Below are 20445 nucleotides of genomic sequence, written 5' to 3' on the forward strand. Positions count from 1 at the left end.
TGCTCGCTTTTCTGGAGGGTTGCATCAGTCGATCGAAAAGATGCTGCGCTGGACGTGACGGACGCCGCCGTTGACCTGGAGCTTGTCGTCCTTGCTGTTGAAGTAATAGATCGCGCCGATACGCCCGTCGTCCATTTCCCAGGCATTGGGATAGCCCAGGTCCCAGCTTCCCCCGTCGTCTCGCACGATGAGTTCCGGCCCCCAGGTGGCGCCGTCGTCGGCGCTGACCCGCGCCCGGATGCCCGCCGGCATCAGGCGATAGCCATAGACCATGACGAGGCGCCCATCCTGCTTGATGACCAGGCTGCCGGGCGCTCCGAAGTCGTTTACCCGCGACAGGAAGCCCCAGGTCCGGCCACCGTCGTCGCTCTTGTGGACCTCCGTCCACATGACCCCTTCGGGCCCGCGCTGGCTGCGCAGGACGCACAGCATGCGGCCACTCGGCAGCATGTAACCGCGCGGGTAGAACCAGTGCTGCCCGGCATAGGCATAGGGCGGCTTCCAGTCCCCGGCGGTATTGCCGAATGCATCCACCTTGGGCGTGATGAAGGTCGTGAAATGGAAATCGTGGCCGCCGGGCGGAAGGGCGAAGACGCAGGGATGCCGGTCGAACCCGTCGATGACTTCCATCAGCCAGATCAGGACAGTGCCGTCGGGGCGGACCAGCACCGAGTTCATGCCGGAAGCGGAATGCAGGGCGTCGAGCGGAACGTCGATCGCCGGGCTCCAGGAATTCCCGCGGTCTTTCGACACGCGCACCTGCGTGCGGGAAGTGGGGGCCGCGAAATTCGTGGCGTTGTTGGCAACCAGGACGTTCCTGTCGAGGTAGTCGATCGGCTGGAGGTCGGCCATCGTCTTGGCGCCGGCCAGCTTGCGGTCGATGTTGCCGAAGATGTTGTTCACCGGGCCGGACCAGGTCCGCCCGTAATCACGGGACCTGAACGAGAGCATCCGGGTCACGCTGTCGCCCCCGCCCAGCTTGTTGTGGGCGATTGCGTCAGCATCGGGATAGGTGGTCGTGGTGGCGCGGATTTGCTGCAGGATCTCGCCGCCGCCGAGGTTCCAGTACCCCATCACGTGCGGCCAGCCCGCAAACTCGCCCTCGTTGCGATAGACGACCTTGTGTTCGACGTTCGAAAGCCGGCGCGGTTCAGCATAGCGTTCGACGCTGCCCTCGGCGCCCCGGGTTCGGGAGGCGAACATGAGGAGGCTGGCTGCCGCGCCGCCCATCAGCGACGCGCGGCGGCTCACAGAGGGCATTTGCATGTCGCGCCGTGGCGTCATCGTCTCTCCCTTCGTCCTTGCCATGTCACGACCAGGCCGATCCTGTGCTCAGGTATTTGACCCGCTGACGCCGCGGTCAACGGAATTGGGCCTGCCTTGCAACGGAGTAAAGAATGGCCGCCTCTTGCGTGCGGTCGGTGGGGTCTGCGTCTTCCGGAAGGGGCCCTGAAAACCAAAGGACCACCGCCGGGCAGGCGGTGGTCCTCGGTACGCAGCGGCGGGTTTGCCGGCCCTGCGAGAAGCGTCAGAAGCGCTTGCTGAAGCTCAGATACCACGAGCGGGGCTCGCCCGGCTGTCCGAGGTCGACCGACAGCGCCGACCGGGTGAAGATCGTGCGCTGGATGAAGTATTCCTTGTCCAGCAGGTTGGTGACGCCCGCGGCGATCTCGAAGTCGTCCTTCTCGTTGTCGTAGGTAAGACGCGCGTTGAAGGTCGACCGTGCCGGCGTGTCGAACTCGGGATAGTTCGTGCTGTAGGCGATCTTGCCGGTCCAGAACCAGTCGAGGCGGGGCGTCAGCGTGCCGGAGATCTGCGGCACGTCGAAGCGGTACTGAACGCCGCCGTTCAGCGTCCAGTCCGGGAAGGTGAGCGGACGGCCGGTGGTGCTGCCGCGGTCGGTATAGCCCATCGAGAAGTTCGCCACGAGGAAGTCGATCGGCTCGACAGTGGCCTCCAGCTCGAAACCCTTGATCGGGTCGCCGCCCTTGACCGGATAGTTCCAGGACCGGCCGATGCACTCGATGCCCACCGTCGTGCCGTTGGGCGCGCCGTCGGTGGCGGCGTTGTAGGCGCGGCAGTTGGTGAACTTGCCTTCCCATTCGGTACCGATCGGGCCGTCGGGGATGATGGTTTCCTGGCCCGCCTTGATGACAAGCGCGGTCGAGCTCGGATCGTACCGTGGTTCGCGGCCCGAGAACGACCCGTTGCGCATCGAGTAGTCCATCCAGAACGCGTTACCGTTCAGGCGGATGCGGCGGTCGAAGAAGTCCGCCTTGAAGCCCACTTCGTAGCTGATCAGGGCAGTCGGGAACTGCTGCTCGATCTGACCCGCCTGGAAGATGCGAGTATTGAAGCCCGGCAGGCGATAACCCGTCGATGCCGAGGCGTAGACCATGATGTCGTCGCTGATCTTGTAGTCGGCACCCAGCCTCCAGTCCCACCGCGTGTTCTCGATCGGCAGTTCGAAGTAGGTGCTGCTGCTCGAGGGCACGAACTTGATCTGGCCGGCAGGCGTCGCATCGAACTGGGCGGTGTAGTCGACGAACTTTTCGTCCTTCGAACGCCGGATGCCGCCGTTGAAGCTCAGTCCCTCGGCGAAGCCGAAGGCTTCGAACGGCCGGAAGGTCACGTTGAGGTACGCCGCCTGCGCCTTGGGATAGTAGAACACGTCGTGGAACTGCTGCGTGCCGGCGGCGGTGTTCTGCGGCTGGCCGCGCTCGATCGCCTCGCCGTCGTAGTAGAACAGGCCGCCTGTCCAATCCATGAAGCCGTGCTGGCCGGTCAGGCGAACCTCGCCGGTCCAGTACTTCATCGTATCTTCGTGGAAGATGTAGGCGTCGGCCAGCGGAGTGCCGTCGTAGTTGGCACCGAAGCGCGTGTAGATGTGCCGCGTACCGAAGATGGCGAGCGCCTCGATCTCGTCGGTGATGCCGACCCGCAGCTTGGCGCTCACGCCCCAGTTCTCGACCGGGACGCGGCGGCCCCAGCAGTTGCCGCCGCGATAGATCGACCCGTTGTAATAGGTGTTGCCGGGGATGACGAACGCGCTGGGCAGCGGATCGCAGTTGGTCTCGTAGGTCGAATAGAGATCGTCGGTCAGGAAGCGGTCGTCGAAGCGGAACGGCGTGCCCGGGATCGAATACTTGTCGAACAGCGTGATCAGATTGCGGTTCACGCCAGGACCCGAGTTGACGATGACGCCGGTGTAGGCGCCGTACTGCGCCCCGAGCGAATCCAGCCCGCGCAGGTGGCCGGCGGTCAGCATCTTGTTGATGTCGGTGATCTTGTCGGCGGCCGCTTCGTTGTTCGCGGTCGAATAGTCGCCGGCCAGGTTGATCTCGACATTGCTCAGCGGCTCCCAGCGCAGCGTCGCACGCCCGGCCTTCACGTCCTCGCCGCCGGCATGGTCGATGACGCAGCTGTCGGGCTTCTGGATGCCGCCGGCATAGCTCGTCGACGAACTGGAGAAGGGGAACGTGCCGGCCAGGTTGGGGGTGCCGTTCTTGTACATCTGGCAGGCGAAATCGAGGATCTTCATGTAGCCGGTCTGCTTCTTCGAGACCATCGAGAGGCCGACTGCCATGTTCTCGGTCACCGGCAGATTGATGCCGGCGCGCACGTCGAGGCGATTGCGGGAACCGACCTTCATGTCGACATAGGCCGACAGGTCGTTGAAGCTCGGCTTGCGCGAGACCATGTTGACCGCGCCGGAGATGGCATTGCGCCCGAACAGGGTGCCCTGGGGTCCGCGCAGCACTTCGACGTGATCGAGATCGAGCAGGTCGAAGTTGGATCCGAACAGGAACGGGTAGTAGATGTCGTCGATGTAGTAGGCGACGGCCGGTTCTTGCGAGAACTGGGTGTCGACCAGACCGATGCCGCGGATCGTGACCGACACGCCCGCGCCGTAGATCGCCCCGGACTTCTGGAAGGTCGCGTTGGGAACGATCGCGCCCAGGTCGGCGAACGAATTGACCTGCCGATCTTCGAGCGATTCGGCCGTCACCGCCGTGATCGCGATCGGCACGTCCTGGACGTTCGTGACCACCTTGGTGGCGGTGACGAGGATTTCGCCGTTGGCCCGATCGGCTTGCGTGCCGCTCTGGTTGGCGGCGGCTTCCTCCGCGTCGCCCTGATCCTGTGCGTAGGCAGGATGTGCAGCGGCGAGCGCAATGGCCGAGCTGGTGGCGAGTGCGTATTTCCTGAACATCGAAATCCCTCCCATGATTTAGCGCCGCATTAAGCGGGGGCGGGAGGGGCGACTTTACCGGACGGGCCTTTCATTTTGCCGTCGACAGCGTGTGTGCCGTCTTGGCGCCGCGATGTTGCGGGGCTTGTCGATGCCAAGGCTCGCACTTCCCGGTCGCGCAGGAGAAGCGATGCAGCTTCGGCTGTCGCCGACCACGCAAAAGCCGGCGCGATTTGGGGTCGCGCCGGCTTGATGGAATGCGTCTTAGAACGGTGCGACCGCGTCAGCCGTACTGTTTGGACGTCCCGCCCGGTACGAACAGGCGATAGGCCGTGTCGAAGAAAAAGGCCTTCCGGTCGGCGTAGCTCCAGTGCGAAGTCGCATCGATCGCCTTCTGCAGCATGGCCAGGTGCTGGTCGATCGTGCCGGGCGTATTGCCGAGGTCCGACCCCCAGACCATGCGATCGGTGCCGTACAGGTTCTTGATGTAGTCGAACCACTCCTTCAGCGGGATGCCGTTGGCCTCGATCATGTTGACGTGATGGAAGCTGGTCAGCTTGTAATAGATGTTGTCGTGCGCCGCGACGGCGAAGTGGTTCGGCGTCAGGCCGAAGGTCGACATCGAAGGCTTCGGGTTCGGATAGCCGATGTGGTCCAGCTCGATGCGCACGTCGGGATACCTGATCGCGAAATCGTGCACCCGGCCCATCGTGCGGTTGAGGTCTCCGCCCACCAGCATGAGGACGGCCACGATGCCCAGTTCGTTGACCGCATCCCAGGCGGGGAGCGCCGCATCGGTAAAGAACTCGAACTCGCCGTTGATCGGCGAGCCGAACAGGCGAACGCCGGCAATGTTGTTTTCCTTGGCCATCTTGCGCAGCGTCGCTGGGGTGGCCGGATCGGTCGCCTTGAGGATCACGACCGGGATGATCCTGCTCGGATCTTCCTTCGCGACGTCCAGCAGGTAGGTGTTGTTGGTGTCGTAGACCGTGTTGTACTGCACGCCGGTCCCCATCAGGATGCCGGCCTTGTCCCAGTAATCGGTCACGACCTGCCGGGTCATCGGCGTCCCCATGACGCGGCCGCGCGCCTCTGCCGCGATGCTGTCCTTCGGCGGATACTTGGCGACGTCGTTGGTGTAGTAGTGCGGATGGGTGTCGAAGATCGGGAAGGGCGCCTTGACCACGGGATCGTGCGCACGGAGCATGCTGGGCATCCCGGCCAGGGCTGTGGCGGCAAGCCCGCCTTTCATCAGAAATCGGCGGTCGATCATGTTCGTCCCTCTCCCGTGGCTGCGCACGGCGTTTTGCCGGCGCGATAAGAAGCCAGTGGTCCGCCACTGTGCAATAGCGCCGGACCGTGGGGAATGACCGAAAAGGCCGCATTTCTTGCAGAGCAGGGACGGGGCCACGCCGCCTGCCCGCCCCGGCAAAGGCCACGCCTCAGCATTTGGCTTGCAAGGCCTTTTGCGAGCGGCAAGATGGTGGGCGGAAGGGGAGACTCGGATGGCTGACGAAAATCTCGCGCTGGGTCGCCGCGCGTTCATGGGCGGTGCGGCGCTGGGCGCAGGTGCGGTGGCCCTGGGTGGGGCAGGTCCGGCGCAGGCCGCCGAGGGACCGGCTCCGCAGGTCGATTTCCCCGACAACCCGCGCGCGTTCGGGGGCGGCCCGGCCGGGACCAACATTCGGGCCGAGATCGACCTCTACGATTGCGAGGTGGAAGGTTCGCTTCCGAGCGATCTGGACGGCGCGTTCTACCGCGTCGGACCCGATCCGCAGTATCCCAAGCCCGAGAAGTACGCCGGCGACATTCCCTTCGACGGAGAAGGGCACGTCTCGATGTTTCGCATCAAGGACGGGCACGTCGACTACCGGACCCGCTGGGCCAAAAACCAGCGCTGGAAGGCGCAGCACGATGCGCGCCGCAGCCTGTTCGGGATGTACCGCAACCCGCTGACGGACGATCCCAGCGTCCAGGGCCTGTCGCGCGGCACGGCCAATACCCAGCTCTTCGTCCATCACGGCAAGCTGCTCGCCTACAAGGAAGACAGTCCGCCCGTGGCGATGGATCCGCTGACGCTGGAAACGATCGACGACTACTACACCTTCGGCGGCAAGCTCGACAGCTTGACGCACACCGCGCATCCCAAGATCGACCCGATGACCGGCGAATACATCGCTTTCGGCTACGAATCGAAGGGATTGCTGACCAAGGATATCAACGTCTTCAGCGCCGACCGGGCGGGCAACATCAACTGGAGCGTGAACGTCCAGGCCCCCTATGCCGGGATGATGCACGACTTCGCGGTAACGCAGAACCACATCGTGCTCTATCTGACCAACATGGCCGCCGACATGGAGCGTATCCAGGCCGGCGGGGTGCACTTCACCTACGATCCGGGCCTGCCGTGCTACATGGGCGTGATGCGCCGCGGCGGCGACGGGCGCGATCTCAAGTGGTTCCGCGGTCCCAATTACTTCTGCACGCACGTGATGGGCGGCTGGTCCGACGGCGACCGGATCACGACCGACTGGGACGGGGGCGAAAGCAACCAGTTCCCATTCTTCCCCGGCAAGGAACCGTTCGAACCGCGCAAGGCGACGGGCATGATCCGGCGTTATACCATCGATCTCTCGCGCAAGAGCGACGACCGCTACCAGGTCGAAACGATCTATCCCGAGGTGAACGGCGTCCTCAGCCGGCAGGACGACCGCTTTCACACCTTGCCCTATCGCTGGGGCTATCTGCAGGGCAACGGCGGCTGGTGGGTGATCGACCACGGCGACAAGACCACTACGCAGTTCTCGGTGCCCGATTACCGCCTGTCGGAAATGACCTTCGTGCCGCGCAAGGCCGATGCCGACGAGGGCGACGGCTACCTGATCGGGATCGGCAGCAGCGTGAAGGAGGCAGGGCGCAGCGACCTGATCCTGGCGGATACCAAACGGCTGGCCGAAGGACCGATCGCGCGGGTCAAGATGCCGTTCAAGGTCGTCGGCCAAGTCCACGGATTCTGGGCCAACGCCAGCGACATCGGGGCCGCATGATCCGCAGGGCCCTGGCCGCGATCGCCGCGGCCGCACTTCTCGTTGCCGCAGGGCCGCAGGCCGACTGGCCGACGACCGGACGCACCTATGCCGAGGAGCATTACAGCCCGCTCGACCAGATCGATGCCGCCAACGTCGGCCGATTGGGACTCGCCTGGTATGCGGACTTGGAAACCGATCGCGGGCAGGAGGCGACGCCGCTGGTGGTCGGCCGCGTGCTCTACAATGTCGAGCCGTGGAACATCGTCACCGCCTACGATGCGGCGACCGGCCGCAAGATCTGGCGCTACGACCCGCGGGTGCCGCTGAAATTCGGGCGGCTCGCCTGTTGCGACATCGTCAGCCGCGGGTTGGGCTACGCCGACGGCATCATCTATGTGGGCGCGCTCGACGGGCGGTTGATCGCACTCGACGCGGCCAGCGGCAAGGAAGTCTGGTCGGTCCAGACCACCGACCAGGCGCAACCCTACACGATCACCGGGGCCCCGCGCGTTTACGACGGCAAGGTGCTGATCGGCAACGGCGGCGCGGAGCGCGGGGTGCGCGGTTATGTGACCGCCTACGATGCGAAGAGCGGCAAGCAGGCATGGCGCTGGTACACGATACCGGGCAATCCCGCCGACGGCTTCGAGAACGCGGCGATGGAGCGCGCGGCGGCGACCTGGACCGGCGAATGGTGGAAGGCAGGCGGGGGCGGCACCGCGTGGGACGGCATGGCCTACGACCCGGTACTCGGCCTGCTGTACATCGGCACCGGCAACGGCAGCCCCTGGGCGCAGCAATGGCGCAGCCCGGGCGGGGGCGACAACCTCTACCTGTCCTCTATCGTCGCGCTCGACCTCGCAACGGGCGAATACCGCTGGCATTACCAGACGACGCCGGGCGAGAGCTGGGACTATACCGCCACGCAGCCGATGATCCTGGCCGACCTGGCGATCGGCGGGCGCCAGCGGCAGGTGTTGATGCAGGCGCCGAAGAACGGGTTCTTCTACGTTCTCGACCGCGCGACCGGGGAGCTGCTCAATGCCTCCGCGCTCGTGCCGATGAACTGGGCCACCGGGGTGGACCTGAAGAGTGGGCGGCCGATCGAAACCGCGACGGCGCGCTACGGCGTTGAACCGGTGATGATTAGCCCGGGCGCGGGCGGGGCGCACAACTGGAACCCAATGGCCTTCAGCCCGGGAACCGGTCTGGTCTACATCCCGGTGACCGAGACCTACATGGCCTACGGCCTGGCGCCGAGCTGGAAGCCGGGCGACGGTCTGGGCACCAGCTTCCGCGGGGACGACGACAAGCGCAAGGCGATCGCCGAATATGCCGACGCGAACTCGAAGGGCTGGCTCGTGGCATGGGACCCGGTGGCCGGCCGCGAGGCGTGGCGCACCCGGCCTGAGAAGAAGGGCAGCGGCGGGGTCCTCGCGACCGCCGGCAACCTGGTGTTCCAGGGCAGCATCGGTCAGACCTTCGCGGCTTACGACGCGCGCACGGGCGCCAAGGTGTGGGAGATGCCCGTCCAGCAGGTGCCGATCGCCGCGCCGATTTCGTACATGGTGGACGGGGTGCAGTATATCGCCGTCAATGCCGGTTGGGGCGGCGGCCTCGCCCATGTCGAACGGTCGAGCTACGAGGATATCAAGCTCGGCAAGCCCCGGCTGCTGGTCTTCAGGCTAGACGGGCCGGTCCGCCTGCCACCCCCGCCGGCCGAAGGCGTCGCGATTCCCGAACTGCTGCCGCCACCCAGGCTGGAAGCCACCGCGTCCGAGGTCGCACAGGGCGAGGGGCTCTACGCCCAGAATTGCGCGCTGTGCCACGGCCCGGCCGCGCGCGGCGGGATCAAGGACCTGCGGCACATGAGCCCTGCGACGCACAAGGATTTCCTCGGCGTCGTCCTCGGCGGATCGCGCGCACGGCAGGGCATGGCGAGCTTCGCCGACACTCTGAACGAGGAGCAGGCGAAGGCAATCCATGCCTATCTGATCATGCGCGCGAACGAGGACTGGGAGGGCTGATTTCCGATTGACCGCCCGATCGTTTCGGGCGAAACGAAGTGGCCCGTCGGGGGAAACCCCGGCCGTGCCTCGGGAGAGCGTCCGTTTCGGCGGGCCGCCGAAGGAGCAACCGCCCCGGAATCTCTCAGGCAGACAGGACCGAAGCGCGGCTTGGGCACTCTGGAAAGCGCTGTCGCTCCGGCGGCAGCCACCGACGGTGTAAGTGGGCGCCCGGCCTTTCGGGACCCGCAAGGCTCTCAGGTTTCCCGACAGAGGGGGCGACGGTTCCAGGGCCCATGCCGGGTCCTGCCGTCGATTGTCGGAAAGTCCTGATGAGCGAAGACGACGAAACTGAAATCGCGACCGAAACCCTGCCGCTCGATGCGTGGCACCGGGCAAAGGGCGGGCGCATGGTGCCCTTCGCCGGATACTGGATGCCCGTCCAGTACGAGGGGATCCTGGCCGAGCACGAGTGGACCCGCAGCCATGCCGGCCTGTTCGACGTCAGCCACATGGGCCAGCTCATGGTGAGCGGAGAGGGAGCGAACGAAGCGCTCGAAGCGCTGCTCCCGACCGCTGTCCGGGCGCTCGAGCGGGGCCGGGTGCGTTACTCCCTGCTGCTCGGCGAGGATGGTGGCATCCTAGACGACCTGATGGTCACCCGGCTCGCGGACGAGGACGGACATCCGGTCTACTATCTCGTCGTCAATGGCGCGACCAAATGGGACGATATCGGCCATCTGCGCGAGCACTTGCCCGACGAGATCAACCTCAACCACCTCGACGAGCGGGCGCTGCTGGCGCTGCAGGGGCCCCAGGCTGCCGCCGCGCTCGAGCGCGTGATGCGCGGGGTCACCGAGGACTTCGGCTTTATGGAGGCGAGGCGCTGGCAGATCGGCGATCTCGACCTGATCGTCACCCGCAGCGGCTATACCGGCGAGGACGGGTTCGAAATCTCGGTCGCCGAATCCCAGGCCCAGCAGCTTGCCGACCGCCTCTGCGCCGAGATCGAGGTCAAGCCGGCCGGCCTGGGCGCGCGCGACTCGCTGCGGCTGGAAGCGGGGCTGCCGCTCTACGGCCACGACCTCAGCGAAGAGACCGACCCGGTCAGCGCAGGGCTCGCCTTCGCCGTGAGCAAGGCGCGCCGCGAACAGGGCGGCTTTCCGGGCGCCGAACGGATTGGCCGGCTGCTTACCGAAGGCACGCCGACCCGCCGCGTCGGGCTGGCGCTCGAAGGCCGCGCCGCCGCGCGCGAAGGCGCCGAAGTGTTTTCCGGGGACGCGAAGGTCGGCACCGTCACCAGCGGCGGCTTTGCCCCCACGCTCGGCCACCCGATCGCGATGGCCTATGTCGATGCGGCCCATGCCGCCGAGGGGACCGCGCTCGAACTCGAAGTGCGCGGCAAGCGACTGCCCGCGCGGGTCGTGCCCATGCCCTTCGTCCCCCATCGCTATCACCGCAAAGGAGCCGCCTGACATGGCCCGTTACTTTACCGAAGACCACGAGTGGATCGACGTCGACGGCGACACCGCCACCATCGGCATCACCGATTATGCGCAGGGCCAGCTGGGCGACATCGTCTTCGTCGAGGTTCCCGATGCCGGCGCGACGCTCGCCAAGGGCAAGGAAGCCGCCGTGGTCGAAAGCGTCAAGGCCGCGAGCGACGTCTACGCGCCGGTCGGCGGCACCGTGACCGAGGGCAACGCGGCGCTCGAGCAAGATCCCGCGCTGGTCAACACCGCGCCCGAGACCGACGGCTGGTTCTTCCGTCTCACCATCGCAGATGCCGGCGAGCTCGACGGCCTGATGGACGAGGCGGCGTACAAGGATTTCGTGGCTTCGTTGTGATCGTCGTCCCAGCGAAAGCTGGGACCGCTCTCGGCAAGACCGAACATTGCTGCAACCGATCCCAGCTTTCGCTGGGATGACGAAAGTTGGATATGCGCTACCTCCCCCTGACAGAGGCCGACCGGGCCGCCATGCTCGAAGTCGTCGGAGCGGCCGATGCCGATGCCCTGTTCGCCGACGTTCCGGTTGAGCATTATCTGCGCGAGCCGATCGGCACTCTGCCGAACCATGCCAGCGAGATGGCGGTCGAGCGGCACATGGCCGCGCTGGCGCGGCAGAACCTGTCGGCGGGCGAGGCGCCTTTCTTCCTCGGCGCCGGGGCCTATCGCCACCATGTGCCGGCCAGCGTCGACCATCTCATCCAGCGCGGCGAGTTCCTCACCGCCTATACGCCCTACCAGCCCGAGATCGCGCAGGGCACGCTGCAGATGCTGTTCGAGTTCCAGAGCCAGGTCGCGCGGCTGTTCGGCTGCGCGGTGGCGAATGCCAGCATGTACGACGGGTCGACCGCCTGCTGGGAAGCGATTGCCATGGCCGGCCGTGTGACCATGCGCGACAAGGTGCTGATCTCCAGCGGCCTGCACCCGCAATACGTCTCGACCGCGCAGACGATGGCGAGGTTCACCGCCGACGAGATCGACTACGCGCTGCCCGAGATGACGGCGGAAACCGACTTCGCCGCGCTATCCGGCAAGGTCGACGGCGAGACCGGCTGCGTCGTGGTGCAGTACCCCGATATCCTGGGGCGCGTGGGCGACATGACCGCGCTGGCCGATGCCTGCCACGCGGCGGGCGCGCTGCTGGTCGCGGTGGTGACCGAGCCGGTGGCCCTGGGCGCACTCCGCTCGCCGGGCGAGATGGGCGCGGACATCGTGGTGGGCGAAGGCCAGTCGATCGGCGTCGGGCTGCAGTTCGGCGGGCCCTATCTCGGCCTGTTCGCGGTGCGCGACCCGAAGCACGTGCGGCAGATGCCCGGGCGGCTGTGCGGCGAGACCGTGGATGCCGAGGGCAAGCGCGGCTTCGTGCTCACCCTCTCGACCCGCGAGCAGCATATCCGGCGCGAGAAGGCGACGAGCAACATCTGCACCAACGCGGGGCTCTGCGCGCTGGCCTTCTCGGTTCACATGACGCTGCTGGGCGAAAAGGGCCTGCGCGCGCTGGCGGCCGAAAACCACCGCCTGGCCTGTCTGGCCGCCGACCGGCTGGCGCAGGTGCCCGGTATCGCGGTCTTGAACAGCGCCTTTTTCAACGAATTCACGATCACAACGCCGGTGGAATCGCGTCAACTGGTGCGCGACCTGGCCGAGAGGGGCGTACTCGCCGGCGTTTCACTGGGCCGGCTCTACCCCGATGGCGAGGGGCGCGAGAACGGCATCGTCCTCGCGGTGACCGAAACCGTGACCGGGGAGGATATCGAAGCCCTCGCCTCGGCCCTGCAGGAGTGCCTGGCATGAACGCGCCCAACCTCTCGGGCTGGAAGCCCGGAACCCCTGCCGCGCCGACCGGTGGCAGCGGCGTCGAAACCGTCACCGGCAACCGCGGGCTGATGCTGGAAGAGCCGTTGATCTTCGAGATCGGCGGGACCGATACCACAGGTGTCGACCTGCCCGAACCGGCTGGCGGCGCCAACCGCCTCGGCGGGCTCGAGCGGACCGAGAGCTTCGGCCTGCCCGGCCTGTCGGAGCCGGAAACCGTGCGCCACTACACCCGCCTCAGCCGGCAGAACTATGCCATCGACTGCGGCATCTTCCCGCTCGGCTCTTGCACGATGAAGCACAACCCGCGCCTCAACGAGAAGGTCGCCCGGATGCCCGGCTTCGCCGACCTGCACCCGCTGCAGCCCGAGGCGACGGTGCAGGGCGCGCTGCGCGTGATCGACGAGCTGGCCCACTGGCTGATCGAGCTGACCGGCATGAGCGCGGTCGCCATGAGCCCCAAGGCCGGGGCGCACGGCGAGCTGTGCGGCGTTCTGTGCATCCGCGCCGCGCTGGAAGCGCGCGGCGATGCCCGTTCGGTCATCCTCGTGCCCGAAAGCGCGCACGGCACCAACCCTGCGACGGCTGCCTTCGCCGGCTATGCGGTCGAGAACATCCCGGCGACCGCCGAGGGCCGCGTCGATCTCGATGCGCTGAAGGCGCGCCTCGGCCCCGATGTGGCGGCGGTGATGATCACCAACCCCAACACCTGCGGCCTGTTCGAGCGCGAGATGAAGGCCATTTCCGACGCGGTCCACGCGGCCGGCGCGCTGGTCTATTGCGACGGGGCGAACTTCAACGCGATCGTCGGCCGGGTGCGGCCCGGCGACCTGGGCATCGATGCGATGCACATCAACCTGCACAAGACCTTCTCCACCCCGCACGGCGGAGGTGGGCCCGGCTCCGGGCCGGTGGTGCTGAGCGAGGCGCTGGCCCCGTTCGCCCCGCTGCCCTTCGTGCGCAAGAGCGGGACGACCTTCTCGCTGGTCGAGGAAGAGAGCGCGGCCGATGCGGCGCCCGCCAGCTTCGGCCGGATGGCGGCGTTCCACGGACAGATGGGCATGTTCACCCGCGCGCTGGCCTATATCCTCAGCCACGGGGCCGACGGGCTGCGGCAGGTGTCCGGCGATGCGGTGCTGGGCGCCAACTACATCCTGCGTTCGTGCGAGGACGTGCTCCACGCGCCGTTCGGCACGAGCGGGCCATGCATGCACGAGGCGCTGTTCGGCGACAAAGGCTTTGCCGAGGGGATCGCCACGCTCGACCTCGCCAAGGCGCTGATCGACGAGGGTTTCCACCCGATGACGATGTACTTCCCCCTGGTGGTTCACGGCGCGATGCTGATCGAGCCGACCGAGTGCGAGAGCAAGGCGACGCTCGACCAGTTCATCCTCGCGCTGCGCTCGGTTGCCGAACGCGCGCGGGCGGGCGACGACAGCCTGCACCAGGCGCCGCGCCTCGCCCCCCGCCGCCGTCTCGACGAGACGCTGGCGGCGAGGAAGCCGGTGCTGGCTTTCGAAGGCTAGGGCCCCGACCCCTCTCGCAGTGCGGGAGAGGGGGGGCCTTTACAGCTTGCCGGTCAGTTCCGGGACGATCTGGAACAGGTCGCCGACGAGGCCGATGTCTGCCACCTGGAAGATCGGCGCGTCCTCGTCCTTGTTGATGGCGACGATGGTCTTTGAATCCTTCATCCCCGCAAGGTGCTGGATCGCGCCCGAGATGCCGATGGCGATGTAGACTTCCGGCGCCACGATCTTGCCGGTCTGCCCGACCTGATAGTCGTTGGGCACGTATCCCGCGTCGACCGCCGCGCGGCTGGCGCCGACCGCCGCGCCGAGCTTGTCGGCCAGCGGGATGATGATCTGCTGGAAGGTGTCGGCATCCTTCAGCGCCCGCCCGCCCGAGACGATGACCTTCGCGCTCGTCAGCTCGGGCCGCTCGCTCGCGGCGACTTCGGCGCCCACGAAGCTCGAGAGGCCGGAATCGCCCGCGCCCGAAACATCCTCGATCGCGGCCGAACCGCCTTCCGCGGCGGCCTTTTCGAAGGCGGTGCCGCGCACGGTGATCACCAGCTTGGCATCGCTCGATTCCACGGTGGCGATGGCGTTGCCGGCATAGATCGGGCGGGTGAAGGTCTTCTCGCCTTCCACGCTGATGATGTCGGACACCTGCATAACGTCGAGCAGCGCGGCGACGCGCGGGGCGATGTTCTTGCCGGTGGTGGTGGCGGGGAACAGCACCGCATCGTGATGGCCCATCAGCTCGACCACCAGCGGCGCGACGTTCTCGGCCAGCTGGTGTTCGTAGGCGGAGGCGTCGGCCAGGTGGACCTTGCCCACCCCAACGATCTTCGCGGCGGCATCGGCCACCGCGCGGCAGCCGCTGCCGGCTACCAGCAGGTGAACCTCGCCCAGCTTTCCTGCCGCAGTGACCGTGGCCAGCGTCGCGTCCTTCAGGTGCTGGTTGTCGTGCTCGGCGTAAACGAGGGTCTTCATCAGGCGACTCCCAGGGCTTTGAGCTTGGCGACCAGTTCGTCCACGCTGCCGACCTTGACGCCGGCCTGGCGCACCGGCGGCTCGCCGACGTGTGTGACCTTGAGGCGCGGCGCGGTGTCCACGCCGTAATCGGCCGGCGTCTTGCTTTCGAGCGGCTTGGACTTGGCCTTCATGATGTTGGGCAGCGAAGCATAGCGCGGCTCGTTCAAGCGCAAGTCGGTGGTGACGACGGCGGGCAGGGTGAGACTGACGGTCTCGAGCCCGCCATCGACCTCGCGGGTGACCTTCACGTTGTCGCCCTCGACCTCGACCTTGCTGGCGAAAGTGCCTTGCGGCCGGCCCATCAGCGCGGCGAGCATCTGCCCGGTCTGGTTGCTGTCGTCGTCGATCGCCTGCTTGCCCAGCATCACGATGCCCGGCTGTTCGGCGTCGGCGATGGCCTTGAGGATCTTGGCGACCGCCAGCGGCTCCACTTCATCATCCGTTTGCACCAGGATCGCCCGGTCGGCGCCCATGGCCAGCGCGGTGCGCAGCGTTTCCTGCGCCTTGGCCGGCCCGATCGAGACGGCGACCACCTCGGTCGCGGCGCCCTTCTCCTTCAGCCGGATCGCCTCCTCGACGGCGATCTCGTCGAACGGGTTCATGCTCATCTTGACGTTGGCGAGATCGACCCCGCTGCCGTCCGCCTTCACGCGGGGGCGCACGTTGTAGTCGATCACCCGCTTGACGGGGACGAGGATCTTCATGGCGTTTCCTTCACTCCAGTTCGAGGATGACCTGGTCGACCGCCAGGCTGTCCCCTTCGGCTGCGCGCAGGGCGGCGACCGTGCCGGCCTTCTGTGCGCGCAGGATGTTCTCCATCTTCATCGCCTCGACCGTCGCCAGCGGCTGGCCGGGCTCGACGTTCTGGCCCTGTGCCACATGCAGCGAAACGAGCAAACCCGGCATCGGGCTGACCAGGAATTTCGACAGGTCGGGCGGGATCTTCTCGATCATGTGGGCGGCGAGCGGGGCGATCGCGGCCGGCAGGACCAGCGCCTTGTGCGTGGCGCCGTGGGTGGTGATCGCCCAGCGCACGCCCGTCTTCCTGACGATCAGGCCGAGGGTGCGGCCGTTGCCGCTGGCCGTGGCCGTTGCATCGCCCGGCTGCCAGTCGCAGGTGCCTTCGACCCGCTGGCCGTCCACCATCGCGTGGCCATCGCCTAGCGTGACGGCGAAACTCCGGCCGTCCATCGCCACGGCCCAGTCGCTCATGTTCGCCGGCGCGCCGTTGAGCTTGCCGCTGGTGCGCGCGGCGCGCGCACGGGTCGAGCATTCGACCCCCGCGGCCACCGCGGCGATGGCGCGCAGCGTGTCCTCCCCGGCCGGGGCGCCGTGGAAGCCCTCGGGAAATTCCTCGGCGATGAAGCCGGTCGTCAGCTCGCCCGCCAAGAAGCGCGGGTGCTGCATGATCGCGCTGAGGAAATCGACGTTGTGGCCCAGCCCCTCGATGCGGAAGGCGTCGAGCGCCTCGACCTGCAGAGCGGCGGCCTCGTCGCGGGTGGGCGCCCAGGTGATCAGCTTGGCGATCATCGGGTCGTAGAACATCGACACCTCGCCGCCCTCGGCCACCCCGTCGTCGAGGCGGACGTAGGGCTTGCCGCCGGTCTGGTCCCCAGACGATGAAGGCGCCTGGTGCAGGAGCGCGGCGGGTGGATCGTAACGCACTAGCCGCCCCGTGCTCGGCAGGAAGCCGCGATAGGGGTCCTCGGCATAGACTCGGTTCTCGATCGCCCAGCCATCGAGCCGCACGTCGCCTTGCCCGAAGGCCAGCGTCTCACCCGCCGCGACGCGGATCATCTGCTCGACCAGGTCGATCCCGGTGATCGCTTCGGTCACCGGGTGCTCGACCTGCAGCCGGGTGTTCATCTCGAGGAAGTAGAAGCTCTCGCCGGTGGGGTCCGCACCGCTGACGATCAGCTCGACGGTGCCCGCGCTGTAGTATCCCACCGCCCGGGCCAGCGCCACGCACTGCTCGCCCATCGCCGCGCGCATCTTCGGGGTGACGAAGGGGCTGGGCGCTTCCTCGACCACCTTCTGGTGGCGCCGCTGGATGCTGCACTCGCGCTCGTTGAGGTACAGGATGTTGCCGTGCTTGTCGCCGAGCACCTGGATCTCGATGTGGCGCGGGTTCTCGATGAACTTCTCGATGAACACGCGGTCGTCGCCGAACGAGTTGAGGCCTTCGCGCTGGGTCGCCTCGAACCCTTCCTCGACGTCCGTATCGTTCCAGGCGAGACGCATCCCCTTGCCGCCGCCGCCGGCGCTGGCCTTCATCATCACCGGGTAGCCGATGCGGTTGGCCTCGCGCAGCGCGTGCGCCGTGTCGGCGATCTCGCCCTCGGACCCGGGCACGACGTTGACGCCCGCGTCCTTCGCCAGCTTCTTGCTCTCGATCTTGTCGCCCATCGCGGCGATCGCGCCCACCGGAGGGCCGATGAACTCGATCCCCTCGGCCGCCAGCGCCTCGGCGAAGCTGGTCCGTTCGGACAGGAAGCCGTAGCCGGGGTGGACCGCCTCGGCGCCGGTATGCTTGCACGCGGCGATGATTGTGTCGGCCACGAGATAGCTCTCGCTCGCCGGAGCCGGACCGATGTGCACGGCCTCGTCGGCCAGAGCCACGAACGGCGCGCGCGCGTCGGCATCCGAATAGACCGCCACCGTGGCGATCCCCATCCGCCGCGCGGTGCGGATGATGCGGCAGGCGATTTCCCCGCGATTGGCGATGAGGATTTTCTTGAACATCTACTCGGCGGCTTCCTTCAAGGTGTCGCCCGCAGGCGGCATGTTGTGGCCGAGCAGGCGCAACAGGTCGGCGGCTGCCTCGACGACGTTGGTGCCGGGGCCGTAGATGCCCTGCACCCCGGCCTCGCGCAGGAAGTCGTAGTCCTGCGGCGGGATCACCCCGCCGGCGACGACCTTGATGTCGGCCCGCCCGGCCTCGCGCAGGTGCCCGATCAGTTCGGGGATCAGCGTCTTGTGCCCGGCGGCGAGCGAGCTGGCGCCGACCGCGTCGACGTTCTGGCTGAGCGCCATGTCGGCCGTTTCGCGCGGTGTCTGGAACAGCGGGCCGGACAGCACCTCGAAGCCCATGTCGGCAAAGGCGCTGGCGATCACGTTGGCGCCGCGGTCGTGGCCGTCCTGGCCCATCTTGGCGACCATCACCTTTGGCTTGCGGCCGAGCCGGCGGGCCACGGCCTCGACCCCTTCGACCACTTGCGCGAACCGCGCGTCGCCTGCGTAGGCCTTGGCGTAGACGCCCGAGACCGGGGTGGGCACGGTGTCGTAGCGGCCGAAGGCGGTTTCCATCGCGGAGGAAATTTCGCCCAACGTGGCATTCCGGCGCGCGCATTCGACCGCGAGGGCGAGGAGGTTGCCGTCGCCCTTGGCGCCCTCGGTCAGCGCATCCAGTGCGGCGCGGCACTGCGCCTCGTCGCGGTTTGCGCGGGCCTTGGCGATCCGGGCGATCTGGCCGTCGCGCACCGCGTGGTTGTCGATGTCGAGCGTGTCGATCGGGGCGTGTTCGTCGAGGACGTACTTGTTGACGCCCACGACCACCGTCTCGCCCCGGTCGACGGCCGCCTGGCGCGCCGCGGCGGCTTCCTCGATCGCCGCCTTGGGCGCGCCGCTGGCGACGTAGGCGGTCATCCCGCCCACCGCGTCGACCTCGGCGATGAGGGCGCGGGCGCGCTCGACCAGCGTCCCGGTAAGGGATTCCACGTAGTAGCTGCCGCCCAGCGGATCGACGACCTGGGTGATGCCGGTCTCTTCCTGCAGCACGAGCTGGGTGTTGCGGGCGATGCGGGCGGAGAAATCGGTCGGCAGGGCGAGCGCCTCGTCGAGCGCGTTGGTGTGCAGGCTCTGCGTGCCGCCGAGGACGGCCGCCAGCGCCTCCACCGTGGTGCGGATGACGTTGTTGTAGGGGTCCTGCTCCTGCAGCGAGACGCCGCTGGTCTGGCAGTGGGTGCGCAGCATCTTGGAGCGTTCGCTCTTCGCCCCGAGCCCATCCATCACCTCCCACCACAGTGCCCGCGCGGCGCGTAACTTGCTGACTTCCATGAAGAAGTTCATGCCGATGCCGAAGAAGAACGAGAGGCGCCCGGCGAAGGCGTCGATGTCGAGCCCGGCGGCCATCGCGCGGGTTGCGTATTCCTTGCCGTCGGCGATGGTGAAGGCAAGTTCCTGCACTGCCGTCGCCCCGGCTTCGTGCATGTGATAGCCAGAGATAGAAATGCTGTTGAATTTCGGCATGTTAGCCGAGGTGTAGGCGATGATGTCCGACACGATCCGCATGCTCGGCGCAGGCGGATAGATGTAGGTGTTGCGGACCATGAACTCCTTGAGGATGTCGTTCTGGATGGTCCCGGACAATTGCTCGGCCGAAACGCCCTGCTTCTTTGCGGCGACGATGTAGAAACTCATCACCGGAATCACCGCCCCATTCATCGTCATCGACACGCTCATCGTGTCGAGCGGGATGCCGGAGAAGAGAATCTCCATATCCTCGACGGTGTCGATTGCGACGCCGGCCTTGCCGACGTCGCCGACCACGCGCGGGTGGTCGGAATCGTAGCCGCGGTGCGTGGCGAGATCGAAGGCGACCGACAGGCCCTTCTGCCCGGCCGCCAGGTTGCGGCGATAGAAGGCGTTCGATTCCTCGGCGGTCGAGAAGCCCGCGTATTGCCGCACGGTCCACGGCCGGCCGGCGTACATGCTGGCCTTCACGCCGCGGGTGAAGGGGGCGAAGCCGGGCAGGCCGGGGCCCTCGGGCGGGACATCCTCGGCGGTGTAGAGCGGTTCGATGGCGAACCCTTCGGGCACCCACCATGTCAGGTCGCGGCCCTTGACCTCCTTGTCGGCGAGCGCCTTCCAGTCGGACTTGTCAGCCATGGTCGCCTTTCGGGGTCTCCATGATCTCGGTCAGCACGCCGCCCATGTCCTTGGGGTGGAGGAAGAAGATCGGCGTGCCGTGCGCTCCGATGCGGGTGGGGCCTAGCACGCGCTTGCCCATGCCTTCGAATTCGGCGCGCGCCGCTTCGATGTCGGGCACTTCGAAGCACAGGTGATGCTGGCCGCCAGCCGGGTTGCTGGCGAGAAAGCCCATGACTGGGCTCGTGTCGGACAGCGGGCTGAGCAGTTCCATCTGCGTGCCGCCGCCCTGTCCTGAGCCTGTCGAAGGGGGTGTGTCGACGAAGCAGACCCGCACGCCCTGTTCGGGCAGGTCGAACGGTTCGCCAGCCAGCGTACCGCCCATCGTATCGCGCCAGAAGGCGATGGCGTCATCCATGTCGGGAACGGCGATGCCGACGTGGTTGAGGCGGCCGAGTTTCATGCGGCGGGTTCGTCCTGCAAGGTTGGTTT

14 protein-coding genes and 1 riboswitch are annotated in these 20445 nt (G+C 67.0%); of the genes, 6 read left to right on the forward strand and 8 right to left on the reverse strand.

The genetic code is table 11. From position 1 onward, the window contains the following. Positions 1-24: 24 nt before the first annotated feature. The 3 genes from ACWPMZ_RS00485 to ACWPMZ_RS00495 all read right to left on the reverse strand — a co-directional run bounded on the left by ACWPMZ_RS00485 (position 25) and on the right by ACWPMZ_RS00495 (position 5465). A complete protein-coding gene (locus ACWPMZ_RS00485; protein WP_455702071.1) occupies positions 25-1284 on the reverse strand; it encodes a sialidase family protein in 1260 nt (419 codons plus the stop codon). A gap of 244 nt (positions 1285-1528) precedes the next feature. After that, complete coding sequence (locus ACWPMZ_RS00490) at positions 1529-4213, reverse strand: TonB-dependent receptor (protein ID WP_455702072.1); 2685 nt, start codon at positions 4211-4213, stop codon at positions 1529-1531. Positions 4214-4475: 262 nt separating this feature from the next. Continuing rightward, entirely contained in the window at positions 4476-5465 is a 990-nt protein-coding gene (locus ACWPMZ_RS00495; protein WP_455702073.1) for an amidohydrolase family protein, read from the reverse strand. A gap of 232 nt (positions 5466-5697) precedes the next feature. Here ACWPMZ_RS00495 and ACWPMZ_RS00500 point away from each other — a divergent pair, with 232 nt between their 5' ends. The 6 genes from ACWPMZ_RS00500 (at position 5698) to gcvPB (ending at position 14076) form a co-directional block, all read left to right on the forward strand. After that, positions 5698-7239 carry a carotenoid oxygenase family protein gene (locus tag ACWPMZ_RS00500; RefSeq protein ID WP_455702074.1) on the forward strand — a complete coding sequence of 514 codons (1542 nt, stop codon included), beginning with the start codon at positions 5698-5700 and terminating at the stop codon, positions 7237-7239. Beyond that, complete coding sequence (locus ACWPMZ_RS00505; RefSeq protein WP_455702075.1) at positions 7236-9248, forward strand: PQQ-dependent dehydrogenase, methanol/ethanol family; 2013 nt, start codon at positions 7236-7238, stop codon at positions 9246-9248. Before ACWPMZ_RS00500 ends, ACWPMZ_RS00505 begins: the two co-directional genes overlap by 4 nt. A gap of 60 nt (positions 9249-9308) precedes the next feature. Beyond that, positions 9309-9399, forward strand: a riboswitch (glycine riboswitch). Between the two features lie 160 nt (positions 9400-9559). Further along, positions 9560-10702, forward strand: coding sequence for a glycine cleavage system aminomethyltransferase GcvT (gene gcvT / locus ACWPMZ_RS00510; protein ID WP_455702076.1), 1143 nt, complete (start codon positions 9560-9562; stop codon positions 10700-10702). Between the two features lies 1 nt (position 10703). Further along, positions 10704-11075, forward strand: a complete 372-nt coding sequence (gene gcvH, locus ACWPMZ_RS00515; RefSeq protein ID WP_455702077.1) for a glycine cleavage system protein GcvH — start codon at positions 10704-10706, stop codon at positions 11073-11075. Positions 11076-11167: 92 nt separating this feature from the next. Then, complete coding sequence (gene gcvPA, locus ACWPMZ_RS00520; RefSeq protein ID WP_455702078.1) at positions 11168-12529, forward strand: aminomethyl-transferring glycine dehydrogenase subunit GcvPA; 1362 nt, start codon at positions 11168-11170, stop codon at positions 12527-12529. Further along, on the forward strand, positions 12526-14076 hold the full coding sequence (gene gcvPB / locus ACWPMZ_RS00525) for an aminomethyl-transferring glycine dehydrogenase subunit GcvPB (protein ID WP_455702079.1): 1551 nt from the start codon (positions 12526-12528) through the stop codon (positions 14074-14076). The genes gcvPA and gcvPB overlap by 4 nt, the downstream gene beginning before the upstream one ends. 39 nt (positions 14077-14115) lie before the next feature. Here gcvPB and ACWPMZ_RS00530 read toward each other — a convergent pair whose 3' ends face one another. The 5 genes from ACWPMZ_RS00530 to mce are packed head-to-tail and all read right to left on the reverse strand — an operon-like array spanning position 14116 to position 20416. After that, on the reverse strand, positions 14116-15045 hold the full coding sequence (locus ACWPMZ_RS00530) for an electron transfer flavoprotein subunit alpha/FixB family protein (protein ID WP_455702080.1): 930 nt from the start codon (positions 15043-15045) through the stop codon (positions 14116-14118). Then, entirely contained in the window at positions 15045-15791 is a 747-nt protein-coding gene (locus ACWPMZ_RS00535; protein ID WP_455702081.1) for an electron transfer flavoprotein subunit beta/FixA family protein, read from the reverse strand. Before ACWPMZ_RS00535 ends, ACWPMZ_RS00530 begins: the two co-directional genes overlap by 1 nt. 10 nt (positions 15792-15801) lie before the next feature. Then, positions 15802-17829 carry an ATP-binding protein gene (locus tag ACWPMZ_RS00540; RefSeq protein WP_455702082.1) on the reverse strand — a complete coding sequence of 676 codons (2028 nt, stop codon included), beginning with the start codon at positions 17827-17829 and terminating at the stop codon, positions 15802-15804. Then, positions 17830-19974 carry a methylmalonyl-CoA mutase gene (gene scpA, locus ACWPMZ_RS00545; RefSeq protein WP_455702083.1) on the reverse strand — a complete coding sequence of 715 codons (2145 nt, stop codon included), beginning with the start codon at positions 19972-19974 and terminating at the stop codon, positions 17830-17832. Then, a complete protein-coding gene (mce, locus tag ACWPMZ_RS00550) occupies positions 19967-20416 on the reverse strand; it encodes a methylmalonyl-CoA epimerase (RefSeq protein WP_455702084.1) in 450 nt (149 codons plus the stop codon). Before mce ends, scpA begins: the two co-directional genes overlap by 8 nt. Positions 20417-20445: the final 29 nt, after the last annotated feature.

Source organism: Tsuneonella sp. HG222 (assembly GCF_053819185.1).

Excerpts from the sequence above, each read along its gene's own strand:
- ACWPMZ_RS00505 (WP_455702075.1), top strand. The coding sequence starts at position 7,236 with ATGATCCGCAGGGCCCTGGCCGCGATCGCCGCGGCCGCACTTCTCGTT.
- gcvPB (WP_455702079.1), top strand. The coding sequence starts at position 12,526 with ATGAACGCGCCCAACCTCTCGGGCTGGAAGCCCGGAACCCCTGCCGCG.
- ACWPMZ_RS00495 (WP_455702073.1), bottom strand. The coding sequence starts at position 5,465 with ATGATCGACCGCCGATTTCTGATGAAAGGCGGGCTTGCCGCCACAGCC.
- ACWPMZ_RS00485 (WP_455702071.1), bottom strand. The coding sequence starts at position 1,284 with ATGACGCCACGGCGCGACATGCAAATGCCCTCTGTGAGCCGCCGCGCG.
- ACWPMZ_RS00530 (WP_455702080.1), bottom strand. The coding sequence starts at position 15,045 with ATGAAGACCCTCGTTTACGCCGAGCACGACAACCAGCACCTGAAGGAC.
- ACWPMZ_RS00540 (WP_455702082.1), bottom strand. The coding sequence starts at position 17,829 with ATGTTCAAGAAAATCCTCATCGCCAATCGCGGGGAAATCGCCTGCCGC.
- scpA (WP_455702083.1), bottom strand. The coding sequence starts at position 19,974 with ATGGCTGACAAGTCCGACTGGAAGGCGCTCGCCGACAAGGAGGTCAAG.
- gcvT (WP_455702076.1), top strand. The coding sequence starts at position 9,560 with ATGAGCGAAGACGACGAAACTGAAATCGCGACCGAAACCCTGCCGCTC.
- mce (WP_455702084.1), bottom strand. The coding sequence starts at position 20,416 with ATGAAACTCGGCCGCCTCAACCACGTCGGCATCGCCGTTCCCGACATG.
- ACWPMZ_RS00490 (WP_455702072.1), bottom strand. The coding sequence starts at position 4,213 with ATGTTCAGGAAATACGCACTCGCCACCAGCTCGGCCATTGCGCTCGCC.
- gcvH (WP_455702077.1), top strand. The coding sequence starts at position 10,704 with ATGGCCCGTTACTTTACCGAAGACCACGAGTGGATCGACGTCGACGGC.
- gcvPA (WP_455702078.1), top strand. The coding sequence starts at position 11,168 with ATGCGCTACCTCCCCCTGACAGAGGCCGACCGGGCCGCCATGCTCGAA.
- ACWPMZ_RS00535 (WP_455702081.1), bottom strand. The coding sequence starts at position 15,791 with ATGAAGATCCTCGTCCCCGTCAAGCGGGTGATCGACTACAACGTGCGC.
- ACWPMZ_RS00500 (WP_455702074.1), top strand. The coding sequence starts at position 5,698 with ATGGCTGACGAAAATCTCGCGCTGGGTCGCCGCGCGTTCATGGGCGGT.